The sequence below is a fragment of the Streptomyces sp. NPDC058955 genome (assembly GCF_042741435.1).
In the GTDB taxonomy this organism is placed as follows: domain Bacteria; phylum Actinomycetota; class Actinomycetes; order Streptomycetales; family Streptomycetaceae; genus Streptomyces.
Window position 1 is genome coordinate 10,652 of the sequence record NZ_JBHYKM010000119.1, and the last position, 12,673, is coordinate 23,324.

At 76.2% G+C, this 12,673-nt stretch carries 10 protein-coding genes and 1 tRNA gene; 3 read left to right on the forward strand and 8 right to left on the reverse strand.

Annotated elements, in window-relative coordinates; genetic code table 11:
* From ACFW1I_RS31795 to ACFW1I_RS31825, 7 genes are all read right to left on the reverse strand, one after another.
* Window positions 1-3,093, reverse strand: a 3,093-nt coding sequence (locus tag ACFW1I_RS31795; protein ID WP_384676426.1) for an AAA family ATPase, incomplete at its 3' end; no start/stop codon positions are given.
* Between the two features lie 222 nt (window positions 3,094-3,315).
* Window positions 3,316-5,010, reverse strand: coding sequence for a S8 family serine peptidase (locus ACFW1I_RS31800; protein ID WP_384676445.1), 1,695 nt, complete (start codon window positions 5,008-5,010; stop codon window positions 3,316-3,318).
* Between the two features lie 629 nt (window positions 5,011-5,639).
* The gene (locus tag ACFW1I_RS31805; RefSeq protein ID WP_384676428.1) at window positions 5,640-6,506 is read right to left on the reverse strand and encodes a GNAT family N-acetyltransferase; all 867 of its coding nucleotides are present in this window, start codon (window positions 6,504-6,506) and stop codon (window positions 5,640-5,642) included.
* A gap of 288 nt (window positions 6,507-6,794) precedes the next feature.
* Window positions 6,795-7,706 carry a hypothetical protein gene (locus tag ACFW1I_RS31810; protein WP_384676430.1) on the reverse strand — a complete coding sequence of 304 codons (912 nt, stop codon included), beginning with the start codon at window positions 7,704-7,706 and terminating at the stop codon, window positions 6,795-6,797.
* Window positions 7,703-8,719 carry an SPFH domain-containing protein gene (locus ACFW1I_RS31815; RefSeq protein ID WP_384676431.1) on the reverse strand — a complete coding sequence of 339 codons (1,017 nt, stop codon included), beginning with the start codon at window positions 8,717-8,719 and terminating at the stop codon, window positions 7,703-7,705. Before ACFW1I_RS31815 ends, ACFW1I_RS31810 begins: the two co-directional genes overlap by 4 nt.
* Window positions 8,720-8,806: 87 nt before the next feature.
* Window positions 8,807-9,811, reverse strand: coding sequence for a DMT family transporter (locus ACFW1I_RS31820; RefSeq protein ID WP_384676433.1), 1,005 nt, complete (start codon window positions 9,809-9,811; stop codon window positions 8,807-8,809).
* Window positions 9,808-10,755: a phosphatase PAP2 family protein gene (locus ACFW1I_RS31825; protein ID WP_384676435.1), complete on the reverse strand. Its 948-nt coding sequence runs from the start codon at window positions 10,753-10,755 to the stop codon at window positions 9,808-9,810. The genes ACFW1I_RS31820 and ACFW1I_RS31825 overlap by 4 nt, the downstream gene beginning before the upstream one ends.
* A 189-nt stretch (window positions 10,756-10,944) precedes the next feature.
* On the opposite strand from ACFW1I_RS31825, the gene ACFW1I_RS31830 reads away from it, so the two are divergent.
* Together ACFW1I_RS31830 and ACFW1I_RS31835 are read left to right on the forward strand one after the other, a co-directional pair.
* Entirely contained in the window at window positions 10,945-11,547 is a 603-nt protein-coding gene (locus ACFW1I_RS31830; protein ID WP_384676437.1) for a TetR/AcrR family transcriptional regulator, read from the forward strand.
* A 29-nt stretch (window positions 11,548-11,576) separates the two neighbouring features.
* Window positions 11,577-11,945, forward strand: coding sequence for a DUF488 domain-containing protein (locus ACFW1I_RS31835; protein WP_384676439.1), 369 nt, complete (start codon window positions 11,577-11,579; stop codon window positions 11,943-11,945).
* Here ACFW1I_RS31835 and ACFW1I_RS31840 read toward each other — a convergent pair.
* A complete protein-coding gene (locus tag ACFW1I_RS31840) occupies window positions 11,942-12,448 on the reverse strand; it encodes a DUF309 domain-containing protein (protein WP_384676441.1) in 507 nt (168 codons plus the stop codon). The two genes, ACFW1I_RS31835 and ACFW1I_RS31840, sit on opposite strands and share 4 nt — an antisense overlap.
* A 104-nt stretch (window positions 12,449-12,552) precedes the next feature.
* Between ACFW1I_RS31840 and ACFW1I_RS31845 the strand changes: the two genes are divergently transcribed.
* Window positions 12,553-12,626 (forward strand) — tRNA-Pro (locus tag ACFW1I_RS31845).
* Window positions 12,627-12,673: the final 47 nt, after the last annotated feature.

The window sequence follows — 12,673 nt, forward strand, 5'->3', positions numbered from 1 at the left end:
GCCCAGGGAGGGTGCCATGAACGACGCTAGCTTCCGGAGTCGAGTGAAAAGAGGGCCCGGGAGCGGGGCCCCGGGGGCGGGCCCCCGGTCGCGGGGGCCCCCGCCCGCGGGCCCCCCCCCCGTCGCCAGCTGGGCGCGGGAGCGCACGTCCAGCTTCTGGTAGATGCGGGTCAGCCGCGCCTCCACCGTCTTCACGCTCAGGAACAGCTTCGCCGCCGCCTCCTGGTTCGAGGCGCCCTGGCCCACGAGCCGGGCCAGCCGCAGCTCCGCCTCCGTCAGCGACGCCAGCGCCGTCGGCGCCTCGTCGCCGCCCGGCGCGGCCCCGGGCAGCTCGCCCGCCGGCGCCTCCGTGGCCAGCGCCAGCCACGGCGCCGCCCCCGCCCGCTCGAAGACCGTGGCCGCCCCGTGCAGCGCCGCCTGCGCCGCCGACCGCCGCCGCCGCTTCCGCTCCACCCGAGCCAGCGCCATCAGCGCCCGGCCCTGCTCCAGCGGCAGCCCCGCCTCGGCGAACCGGCAGGCCGTCCGGGTCAGCAGCTCCGCCGCCTCGTCCGTCCGCCCCTCCGCCGCCAGACACAGCGCCTGCGCCCGGTCGCACCCCAGCAACACCGTGGAGCGGCCCAGCCGTTCGGCCACCGGCCGCACCTCCGCGAGCAGTGCCAGGGCCTCCTCGACCGCGTCGTGCGCCAGCAGCGCCTCCGCCAGCTCCTCGTGCCAGCGCAGCATCGACGGGTCCACCGTCGACTGCGCCCGCTCGTCGGCCTGCACCCGCCGCAGCGTCTCCAGGGCCGCCGCCACGTCGCCGTTGACCAGCTGCACCCGGCCCAGCGCGTACTGGCTGCGCGAGAGGAAGACCCGGTCGCCCTCCTCCTCCGACGCCTGGACGCTGCGCCGCGCGTAGCTCGCGGCCCGGCCCAGACTGCCGCCCGCGGTCTCGGCGAGCGCCAGCGCGTACCAGGCGGGGCCCGGCGACAGACCCGCCTCCAGGGTGAGCGCCAGCGACTGGCCCGCGTGCGCCAGCGCCGCCGCGCACGCGCCGATCCGCGACTCGATCTCCGCGAGCGTGCGGAACAGCTCGATGGCGTCCTCGACGGAGCCGCGCCGCTGCACCAGCGGCAGCAGCGCGTTCAGCTCGTCCCGCGCGTCCGTCAGCCGGTCGTCGAAAAGGGCGTGACGGATCGTCAGGATCTGGGCGGCGTTGCGGATGCCCAGCGGCCGCTCGGCGAGCTCCAGCTCCCGCGCCCGGGCGAGGACCGGTTCGGCCTCGGCCGATCCCAGCGCCCGCTCCATCCGGGCCTGCACGGTCAGCGCCTGGGCGGCCGTGCGCGGGTCGCCCACGGACGAGGCCAGCGCCGCCGACTCCATCGCCGCCGTCCGGGACCGCTCCGGATCGCCGTCCGCCAGCACGTACTTGACGGCCAGCCGGAGCTGGACGGCGGCCCGCAGCGCCGTCTCGCCCTCCGAGTCCTCCATGGCGTGCACGTACATGTCGTCGAGGTCGGTCAGGCCCTGGCCGGCGGTGTCCAGGACCGCGAGGCGGGCCCGCACCCGGTCGGCGGGGGACGCGTCCCGGGCGAGCAGGTCCGTCGCGGCCCGCATCGCCAGGTCGGCCCGGGCGGCCCGGGCCGCCTCCTCGGCCGCGTCCACCAGCCGGGCGATCCGCCGCACGCCGTCCCGGCCGGGCGTCGACTCGGCGGCCAGCAGGGCCAGTTCGGCGGCGAGCGCGTTGTTGCCGCGCCGCCGGGCGGCCTCCGCGGCGGCCGCGACCTCGGCGGCCAGCTCCTCGTCCGGCCGGTCGGTGGCGAGCGCCCGGTGGCGTACCGCCTCGACCGGGTCGTCCACGACCTCCGCGAGCGCCGCGTGACCGGCGCTGCGCTCCGTCCAGCTGGCGTCGTGCACCAGGGTGGACGGCAGCAGCCCGGCGGTGAAGACGAGCGAGCCGTCCTCGGCGAGCGAGACCAGGCCGGCGCGTTCGGCCGCCGCGAGGTCGGCCTCCGCGTCGGGCCGTCCGGCCCGCCGGACCAGCGTCGCCGAGGGGCGCAGCGCGAGCGCTGCCAGCAGCAGGGTGGCCCGGACCGGCGGGGGAGCGGCGCCCAGGAGCTGGCGGGCGAGGTCCCGGGCCCGGCCGGAGAGGGTCAGCGCCTCGGCGTGGTGCACGGGGGTGCGGGCGTCGGCGAGGGAGCGGCCGACGGCGAGCGCGAGCCGGGGATTGCCGCCGCTGGCGCGGTGGATGCGGCCGGCCATCCGGGACGGCAGCCGGTGGTGGATGAGGAGTTCGGCGATCTCGTCGGCCTGGAGCGGCGGGACGAGCAGCAGATCGGCCTCGGACGGCACCCACAGGTGCGCGGAGTGCCCGGCGTGCGGCCGGCCGGCGGCGCCGGTGCCGGGCTCCCGCCCGTCGGCGCGGTGGGTGTCCCCGTACGGCTCCGGGGTCTCGACCGCGACGACCCGCAGCGACGGCGGGGCGAGGTGGAGCGCGAAGCGGAGCAGATCGGTGCTGTCGGCGTCGAGGAACTCGGCGCCGTCGACGACGAGCAGCACCGGCCCCCGGGAGGTCAGCGCGCGCAGGATGCGGGCGATGCCCAGGCGCAGGGCGATCGGGTCCCAGCCGCCCTCCTGGAGGGGCGCCTCGCGGCAGAGCATGGCGACGGCGGTGCGCTGCGGTCCCGGCAGGTCGTCGAAGACGCCGGAGGCGGAGACCCCGGCGGGCAGGGCGCCGGGGGCGTCGAGGACGCTGCCGGCGGGGCCGTGCGGTCCGTCCTCCCCGGTGGGGGCGGGTTCGGTGCGCGGTCCCGGCCAGGCGGCGGTGGCCGCCACCGAGGCCACCAGCGCGGCCGCGGCGGCGCCGGGTATCGCCCGGTCGGCGGGGAGGGCGGCGAGCCACAGCACGGTCTCGCCGCGGGCCTCGGCCCGGGCGGCGGCGGCCAGCGCGACCTCGGTCTTGCCGACGCCGGCGGGCCCCGTGAGCAGGGCGCGGCCGCGGGCGTGCAGGACGGATTCGAGGCGGGTGAGCAGCTCCTCGCGGCCCACCGGGGCGGCCGGTCCGGCCGAGCCGGGGGAGCGTGCGGGCAGGGAGCCGTGCGGAACCGTCGTCACCTGGTCGTCACCTCCGCCCGTGGGCCCCGCCCATGAGCCCTGCGCAGAGGATACGGAGCCCACCGGCCCCGTCCAGGTCCCTTGTCCGGCATACGGACACCGGGTGCCGCGCGCGACCGGCGCCCGAACCCGGCGACGCCCCCGTGGTATAGACCACGAGGGCGCCGCTGACCAGCGGTGATGCTGGTGTGGGGGGTGGTGTTGGTTCGGTGGAGCGGTGGATCAGAAGGTGAGCGACCAGGAGTCGATGTAGCCGGTGTCACCCGAGGCCACATCGCGGACCTGGAGCTTCCAGGTGCCGTTGGCGACCTCGCTGGAGGCGTCGACCGTGTACGTCGTGAGGACGTTGTCGGCGCTGTCCGAGGAGGAGGACGCCTTCAGGTTGCGCACCGTGCCGTCGGGGGCGACCAGGTCGATGACCAGGTCCCCGCGCCAGGTGTGCTTGATGTCCACGCCGACCTTGAGGGCGGCGGGGGCGTTGCCGGTGCGGCCGGTGACGGCGATCGAGGACGACACGGTGGTGTTGTCGGCGATCGTCACGTTGTCGGCGTTCGTGAAGACGGTGCCGGGCTGGGTGGTGCCGGTGACCGCGTCCACGGTCTTGGCCGTGTCGGCGATGCCGGTGCCGCAGCCGCCGGAGCAGGTGCCGGGCAGCGGGCGGGCGTTGGTCTTGATCGCCGACTCGATCTCGGCCGGGGTGAGGGTGCTCTTGGCCGACTTCAGGAGGGCGGCGAGGCCGGCGATGTGCGGCGCGGCCATGGAGGTGCCCTGGTAGGGCTTGTAGTTCTCCGTCGACTGGGTCGTCGTGCCCGAGTTCAGCGTGGAGTAGATCGCGTTCTCGGGGGTGGTGACGGTGCCGGGCGCGTCCGTGGCGTTGCGGGTCTCGCCGCCGGGGGCGGACACGTCCACGAGGGTGCCGTAGTTGGAGTAGTACGACCGGGAGCCGGCGCGGTTGGTCGACGCCACGGTGATGACGTTCGAGCAGTTCGCGGGCGTGAAGCCGGAGGTGTTGGCGTTGCTGTTGCCCGCGGCGACGACGACGGTGGTACCGCGCGAGACGGCGCCGTTGATCGCGGTCTGGTAGACGCTCGGGCAGGAGGAGCTGGCGCCGCCGAGGCTCAGGTTGATGACCTTGGCCGGCGTCGGGTTGGCCGGGACGCCCGGGACGGTGCCGCCGGAGGCCCAGGTGATGGCGTCGGCGATGTCGGAGGACGAGCCGCCGCACTTGCCGAGCACCCGCACGGGCTGGATCTTCGCGTTGTACGCGATGCCCGCGATGCCCTTGGTGTTGTTCGTGACGGCGCCGATGGTGCCGGCCACGTGGGTGCCGTGCCAGGAGGAGGTCGACGCCTTGGAGCCGGTGCCGCACTCGCCGTCGGTGGCGTTCCAGTCGCCCTCGTCCTTGGCGTCCGCGTCGCGGCCGTTGCCGTCGCGGGCGTCGGCGGAGGTGGAGATGAAGTCGTAGCCGGAGACCACGTTGGACGCGAGGTCCGTGTGGGCCGCGTAGCCGGTGTCGATGACGGCGACGGTGACGCCGGAGCCGGTCGTCTTGTCCCAGGCCGGGGGAACGTTCATGCCGCCGGTGGCCTCGAAGAGGTCCCACTGCTTGGCGTAGTCGGTGTCGTTCGGCGTGGCGGCCATCGCGTAGGCGCGGATGTCCGGCTCGACGGTGGCGACGGACGGGTCGGCGCGGAAGGCGGCCATGACCTCGTTCACGTCCTGCGGGGTCGCCGAGTCGCCCAGGTCGACCAGGGCGGCGCCGCCGGCCAGGCGGCGCTCGAAGGCGAGCTCCTCGCCCGTCTTGGCGGCCTTCTCGGCGGCGTCGGTCTTCGCGGCCGTGTTGGAACCGGCCTCGGCGGCCTGGCTCTTGTAGGTGACGATGACCTTCTCGACCGGGGCGCTGGGGAGCGCCCGCATCGCCTGCGAAGCCGGGGCCGGCTTCGGGGTGGGTGCGGCCGGGGCGGCGGCGAACGCCCCGGTGGTGGTGGCAGCGGCACCGATGATCGCGGCGGTGGCGACCACGGATATGACTCTCCGCCTGGAACCGTTCAAAGTGGTTGGCCCTTTCAAGTACGACGTAGGTGCGGAGCAGTGGCGGCGGCGCGGGAGTCGCGGGGCGAAGTGGGGTCGCGTCCGTGGTCCCTGGGCTGGGGGGCCCGTGCGCCGCCACCGGCGCCGACGGCCCGGGTCAAGGCCGTCCCCGGCGGTGGTCTCCCCGCATGCACCTGTCAGGTGCGATGTGGGGGATGTTATCCGCCGGTGCGGAGGACAGTAGGGAACGGGGAGGTGAACGCGATACGGGGAAAACCCTTGTCACCCCTCACCGGTGGGGAGGGGGTCCCTCAGCGGGCCGGGGGGAGGGGGCCGAGGAGGGGACGCGCGGGAGGGCGCGGGAGGGTGCGCGCGGCCGTTCCGGGGGTGGAAGCGGCCGGATCCGACCCGCTCACGGGCACGTCGAGGCGCCGGCGGACGCCCGAGGGGCGCGCGGGGTTTGGAGCGGGTCGGAAAGGGGCCGGGGGACGGTGGTGTCCGGAAGGGGTCGGCCCTCAGCCGAGTTCGAGGGTCGTGACGCCGAAGACGCGGTCCGCCGCGACCGGTCGCACCGGGCCGGTGTACATCCGGGCCGTCTCGAAGGTCGGCGTGAGCCCGCGCTCCTCCGCGAGCCGGGCCGCCGCCGGGTTGGTCTCGGGCATGTCGACGGCGATCGACCGCGCGCCGAACTCCCGGGCCGCCTCGGCGAGTGCGTCGAGCAGCGCCGCCGCGTCCGCCGGGCCGTCCGCGAACAGCGGCCCCACGCGCGCCTCGTCCTGCGAGGGCCGGACGACGCCGAAACCGGTCACCCGGCCGTCGACCACCCTGGCCAGGGCCCGGTGGCCCGGGGTCGACAGCCAGGCGGCCAGGAAGCGGGGCCGCTCGGCGTGGTGGCAGGCCGAGTCGTACGCGGCGAGGAGGGCCGGATCGACCGTCCCGGCCGGGACGACCCCGGTCGCCGGACGCTCGGGGGACGGGACTTCTCCGACATAGCGGGCGGTGCGGTGGGAGAGGACGAATCCGGAGCGCCGGTAGTTGTCCTGCTGGGCCGGCACCCCGTCGAGCCCCACCGTCCGCGCGCCCGCGTGCGCGAGTCCGGCTCGCCAGGTGGCCAGCCCGAGGCCCCGCCCGCGCAGTTCGGGCCGGACGAGGTAGAAGCCCAGGAAGGCGTAGGCGTCCCCGTAGGTCACCACGGCGACGGCGGTGGCCGGCTCGCCGTCGATCCGCCCCAGGAAGAATCCGTCCGGATCCTGTGCGAAGAAGGCGTCGCCGTCGGCCCGTCCGGGATTCCACCCCTCCTCGGCGGCCCAGGCCCGGACGAGCTCCCACTCGGCACGGGTGGCGCGGGCGACGACGAGCGAACCGGGGGAGAGCGTGGTCACGGGCGTTCCTTCGGGGAGGCGGGGGAGGGGGCGGCCGTCACCGGCCCCCCCGGATCCGTACGGACCGGAAGGCCGTGTTCGTACGTACCGGCAGGCCGGGCCCGTAACGCACCGGCAGGCCGTTTCCGTACGCACCGGCACTCCGTCCCGTACGCACCGGAAGGCCGCACGACAGGCCGACACCGCACACCAAATCGGTCAAAGCGCCTCACCCTAGCGCCTCCTGGCCCGCCCTCCGGCGTGCGCCGAACGATTCCGGCCGACTCCGGGACCGGGCCGCCGCGGGCCTCAGTCCACCAGCCGGAGGCGGGTGTCCGCGACGGCGAGGCGGACGGTCTGGCCCCAGGTCAGATCGAGCGCGTCGGACTCGACGCCGTCGCCGAAGGCGACCAGACGGTCGGACTCGACGGTGAGCCGGAGGCCCTGGGCGGGGCCGAGGACGCCTTCGACCCGGCTCGTCCCGGTGGTCGGCGACGGCCACGCCTCGCGGACGAACCAGGCGAGGCGCGGCTCCGCCGGCCCCGGCAGGGCGAGCGCGCTGGAGCGCTGCTGCCAGAGCGACCGGAGCCAGCCGGTGGCCCCGGTGCCGGTGCCGGCCAGCACCCCCGACGACGCCTGCGCCTCGGACCCCGCGCCGTCCGCCGTGTCGCCGGTGTCCGTGCCGAGGGTGTAGCGGGCGGTCTGGTGGCCCGGCGGACCCACGTAGATCTCGTTGAGGGCGAGCAGCCGCTGCCCGTCGTCGGTGGCCGCCGCGACCATGGTGAGCTCGTCGGCCGCGACGCCCGGCCCCGCCGCGTACGGCAGCAGCCGCCGCGCGTCCGCCGGCCGGTGCCGGACCAGCACGCCCGCGTTGCGCCCCGGGTCGGCGTCGATGCCCACGACGGGCTGGCCGGCCAGGTACTTGGCGGTGTTGGCGACCAGCCCGTCCTGCCCGACCACCACGACCACGTCCTCGGGACCGAAGAGGAAGCGGTCCAGATCGGCGCGTTCCACCCGGGTCTGCCGCCAGGTCAGCGGCACCGCGCCGGCCACCTCCGCGAGCGCCCGGCGGGTGCGCTCGTGCCGCTCCCGCACCTCGTCGACGGAGCGGCCCCGCGCCGCCAGGAAGAACGCGGCCTGGCCGTGCGTCCCGTGCCGGGCGAGCAGCTCCTCGTACTCCGTCCTGCGGTGCACGAGGACCGCCCGGGGGGCGAGGCTCACGCGCCCGCCCCGCCGCTGCCGCCGTCGCCGAGCTTCGCGAGGAGGCCGGTCAGGACGTCGGGGGTGAGGGTGAGGTGCTGGATCCTGGGCAGCTGTTCGGCGGCCCGGGTGAGGGCGAGGGCGTGCAGGACGGCCGGATCCGCGGCGGCGTGCGCCTGGAGCCACGCCGTCTGCGCGGCGGCCCGGGCCTCGCCGACCTCGCGCGCCGCCTCCGCCTCGGCCTTGGCGAGCCGCACCTTCCGCACGGCCTCGGCCTCCGCCCGTACCGCGTCGGCGGCGGCGGACTCCTCCGCCTCGCGGCGCGCGTTGGTGCCGCGCTGCTCGACGAGCCGTTCCTCCTGCCGGGCCAGCTCGATCTTGCTGGCCAGCTCGTTCTCCGCGATCGTCCGCTCGCGCTCGACGGCGACCGCGCGCCGCTCGTAGGTGGCCCGGTCGGCCTCCTGCTGGATCTGCTCGCGGGCGGGGGTGCGCAGGGCCCGCTCGACCTCGGGCTCGGGGCGGATCGCGACCACGCGGACGGCGACCACCTCGATCCCGGTGGCCGGCAGCCGCGGCTCGGCGGCGAGCCCGTCCGTGATCCGGTCCCGTACCGCCGCCACGCCGTCCACCAGCGCCTGCGCGAGCGAGGTCCGGGCGAGCACGTCGAGCGCGTGCTGCTGGGCGGTCTCGGTCAGCAGGGTCGCGATCTGCTCCAGCGGGGTGCCGCGCCAGGCGCCGGTGTCGGGGTCGATGGAGAAGTCGAGCCGGGCGGCGGCGGTCGCGGGGTCCCCGATCCGGTACGTGACGGTGGACTGCACGCTCACGTCCTGGAAGTCCGCGGTGCGGGCGTGGAAGGCCATCGCGAGCTCCCGGTCGTCCACCGGCACCTCGGAGAGCGCCGCGCTGAGCGGCCGGAACCAGAAGCTGAGCCCGGCGCCGTCGTGCGCCAGCCGGCCGCGCTTCTGGTGGCGGATGTGGGCGGTGGGCGCGGAGCGGAGATGGCGCCAGCCGGCCCGCCGGGTGATGTCGGCCATGAGAGAACCCCCTTGTCGTCATGGCGACGATAGAACGGGGTTCCGGTTCTCGTCAAGGTGACGCAAAGGGGGTTTCGGGGGGCCGGTTCAGCGGGCGGGCTCCGTCTCCGGCACGGGCCCGAGCGCCCCGCCCAGCGACTCGGCCAGGCCCGCCGCCGCCGGCTCGGCGGGTCCGGCCGGCGCCGGCACGCGGACCGGCTCCACGGGCTCCGCGGGCGGAGCCGCGGCCACCGGCCCGCCCGTGGTCAGCAGGACGACGCCCCGGGCCGCGACCAGCGCCGCCCCGGCGGCGACCAGCCAGCCCCAGACGCCCGCGCGGAAGGTCTCGCCGAGCAGCGCCACGCCGATGACGGCGGCGGCGGCCGGGTTCGACAGGTTCACCACCGCCAGCGGGGCGGCGAGCCCGCCCCGGTAGGCGGTCTGCGAGAGGAGCAGCCCGCCCATGGCGAAGGCCGAGATCAGCACGGCCAGCAGCGCGGTCTGCCACCAGGACGGCTGCCCGCCCGGCAGGCCCACCGCCAGCGCGGCGGTCAGGGTCTGGGTGAGCGCCGACGCGACCCCGGAGGCCACTCCGGAGGCGGTGGCGTGCCCGAGCCCGTTGCCCCGCACGTCCCCACCCCGGCGCCCGGCGCCCGCGAGCGCCGCGATCAGCAGCGCCGTCGCGGCCGCGACCACCAGGGACTCGCGCAGGCTCAGCGCCTCGCCGGGCTCGGCCGGCCCGGTGACCGCGACCAGCCCCACCAGACCCGCCAGGGTCCACAGCGCGCCCCGCCACTCGGTACGGGTCACCCGCCGCCGGGCGGTGTACGCGCCCAGCGGCAGCGCCGCCACGAGGGTCAGCGCGCCGAGCGGCTGCACCAGCGTCAGGGGGCCGTAGTGGAGCGCGGCCACGTGGGCGAGGGCGCCGGCGGCGTTGAGCCCGACCGCCCACCACCACTGGCCGCGCGCCAGCAGCGCCCGCAGCGCCCCGCGCCCCGACGGGGCGGAGGGGGCGGCGGCGAGCCGGGCCTGGGCGACGGCGGCGAGCGCGTACCCGGCGGCGGAGACGAGGGAGAGGAGCACCGCGAGCACGGTGCCGGCGACGCTGCTCATCGCGGCACCCCGGCCGGTACGGCCCCGGCGGCGGACCGCGCGCGTGGCACGGCGGCGGGCTCGGCGGAGGCGTCGGCGGAGGGGGCGGTGGGCTCGGCGGAGGCTTCGGCGGGCGGCGCGGCCGTGGACGCGGCCGGTGCCGTGGCCGGGGCCGTGGCCGGGGGCGGGGCCGGGGCCGGGGCCGTGGCCGACCGGACCGGCCCGACCGGCCGGACCGGCTTCGGAACGGCGAGCAGCGCCAGGCCCAGCAGTACCGCGGCGACGGCGGCGTCCAGCCAGTAGTGGTTGGCCGTGCCGACGATCACCAGCAGCGTCAGCGCCGGGTGCAGCAGCCACCACCAGCGCAGCGGGGAGCGGGTCGCGGCGATCAGGCCGATCGCGACCATCAGCGCCCAGCCGAAGTGCAGCGACGGCATCGCGGCGAACTGGTTCGCCATCGAGTCCGCCTCCGGAGCGGCGCCGTACACGGACGGGCCGTAGACCCGTGCGGTGTCCACCAGACCGGTGGCGGCGAGCATCCGCGGCGGCGCGAGCGGCAGCAGGATGTGCAGCGCCAGGGCGGCGCCGGTGACCAGCGCCAGGACCCGCCGCGCCCACGGGTAGTGCGCGGGCCGGCGCCAGTACAGCCAGGCGAGGAAGGCGATCGTGGCCGGGAAGTGCACGGCCGCGTAGTAGGTGTTCGCGACCCGGATCAGCGGCTCGCCGTGCAGCAGGAGCTGCTGGATCGTGCCCTCGCCGGGGAGGTGGAGGGCGCGCTCGGCGTCCCACACGCGGTCGGCGTTGTGGAACGCGCGGGTCTCATGCCCGTTCGCGGCGAGCCGGCCGACCTTGTAGACGAGGAAGAGCCCGGTGACGAGCAGCAGCTCGCGCAGGAGCGGCGGTCGTCCGCCCTCCTCCCGGGAGCCGGGCCGGAGCCCGAGGGTCCCGCGTATCCGGGTAGCCATGGCGCGGCACTTCCCCTCCGACAATCGGTCAAAAATGCAACAAACGGAGGAACTGTAGATCCGATTTCATCGAGACGCAAGCGTCTCGATACGTTTGCGTCTCGATTGTGCACCCCCTACTCTCGTATGTGCAGAGGAAGGGTGCTCTCGCCCCGCGCGCAGAGCCCCGGAGGGATCCGGGAGGGACCGATGTCCACACAGGCCGCCACCGCCGCCGCCCGCCGCAGCAAGATCACGCCGGAGCGCGAGACGGAGCTGTACGAGGCCGTGCTCTGCCTGCTGCGCGAAGGCGGCTACGACGCGGTGACCATGGAGGGCGTCGCGGCCCGCACCAAGTGCGGCAAGGCCACGCTCTACCGGCAGTGGGGCACCAAACCGCAGCTCGTCACCGCGGCCCTCGCCGCCCGCCGCTGCGCGATCTTCACCGGCATCGACACCGGCAGCCTCGCCGGCGACCTCCACGAGGCGGCCCGCATCGCCTCCACCCGCCACGAGCGCGACACCGAACTGATGGAGGCCGTCGCCCAGGCGTACCTCCAGCACCCCGACCTGCGCACCGCCCTGCGCGAGACCGTCATCGCCCCCGAGGTCGCCGCCATCGACGCCGTCGTGCAGCGCGCCGTCGAGCGCGGCGAGGTCGCCGCCGACAACCCGGCCATCGCCTTCGTCGCCCCCAGCTTCATGGGCCTGCTCCGCATCGAGCGGCTCCTGGAGGACCGCTTCCCCGACGACTCCGCCGCCCGCGCGTTCGTCGACGCCGTCCTGCTGCCCGTCCTGCGCGTCGACGGGTGACGCGCGCCGGGCTCCCGCACCCTGGGACCATGCCCGCCACCACCCCCGGCGTCCGCGTCCGCCGCGTCTACGACCCCCCGTCCCCCGACGACGGGGTCAGGGTCCTCGTCGACCGCCTCTGGCCGCGCGGCCTCGCCAAGGCCGACGCCCACATCGACGAATGGCCGAAGGCCCTCACCCCGTCCACCGAACTCCGCCGCTGGTACCACGGCCCCGGCGAAGGCGACTACGACGAGTTCCGCCGCCGTTACGAGGCCGAACTCGCGGCCCCCGAAGCCGCCGCCTCCCTGGACCGCCTCCGCACCCTCGCACGGACGCGCACGATCACCCTCCTGACGGCCACCCGACACCCGGAGACCAGCCACACCACGGTCCTGGAGGCGGAACTGACCGGCTAGGGACGGGTCAGCCGGGGCGCCTCCCCGGCGGCGTCGGGAACACCGCCGCCCGCCCGCTCCACCCGCCCGGCCAGCGCCCCGGCCCACGCCACGAGCCCCGCGACGTCCACCCCGTACGCCTCGCCGCCCCCGTCCGCGTACCCCGCGATCCGCCCGGCCCCGCGCCGCAGCAGCCGCGCTCCGCCCGTCGCGTTCCCCCGGGCGGCGTGCGTCAGCCCCACGGCCAGCTGCGCGAGCCCCTGCCACAGCTCCCGCTCACCCTCCGGCCCCGACTTCCACGCGTCCTCGAACACCTCGTGCGCGTGGAACGGCATCCCCGCGTCCAGCAGCCGCTGCGCCTCCCGCACCGTCTCCGCCGGCCCCCGCACCACCCCCTCGGGCTGCCGCTCCACCCCCGCGACCCCGTACGGCAACGGCCGCCCGAGCCCGTCCCGGGGCCGCGCGCTCCGCGCCCGCCCCGCCGCGTCCCGGTCCCGCCCCACCCGTCTCGCTTCCCCGCTCATCCCGCCATTCTCCGCCCCCACCCACCGGTGTGCGATCTCCCCCCGCGGAGTGAGGTAATGTTCTCCTGCACGCCGACGCGGGAATCCCCGCGGCGAACGAGCACCGGGACGTGGCGCAGCTTGGTAGCGCACTTGACTGGGGGTCAAGGGGTCGCAGGTTCAAATCCTGTCGTCCCGACTCGAAAGAGTCGCAGGTCAGGGGCCGTTTCAGAGCAATCTGAAACG

Bases quoted from the DNA above. Each gene is read 5' to 3' on its own strand.
- ACFW1I_RS31800 (WP_384676445.1), bottom strand. From the start codon at position 5,010: ATGCGGGCGCTCCCCAGCGCCCCGGTCGAGAAGGTCATCGTCACCTAC.
- ACFW1I_RS31815 (WP_384676431.1), bottom strand. From the start codon at position 8,719: ATGGCCGACATCACCCGGCGGGCCGGCTGGCGCCATCTCCGCTCCGCG.
- ACFW1I_RS31820 (WP_384676433.1), bottom strand. From the start codon at position 9,811: ATGAGCAGCGTCGCCGGCACCGTGCTCGCGGTGCTCCTCTCCCTCGTC.
- ACFW1I_RS31825 (WP_384676435.1), bottom strand. From the start codon at position 10,755: ATGGCTACCCGGATACGCGGGACCCTCGGGCTCCGGCCCGGCTCCCGG.
- ACFW1I_RS31830 (WP_384676437.1), top strand. From the start codon at position 10,945: ATGTCCACACAGGCCGCCACCGCCGCCGCCCGCCGCAGCAAGATCACG.
- ACFW1I_RS31835 (WP_384676439.1), top strand. From the start codon at position 11,577: ATGCCCGCCACCACCCCCGGCGTCCGCGTCCGCCGCGTCTACGACCCC.
- ACFW1I_RS31840 (WP_384676441.1), bottom strand. From the start codon at position 12,448: ATGAGCGGGGAAGCGAGACGGGTGGGGCGGGACCGGGACGCGGCGGGG.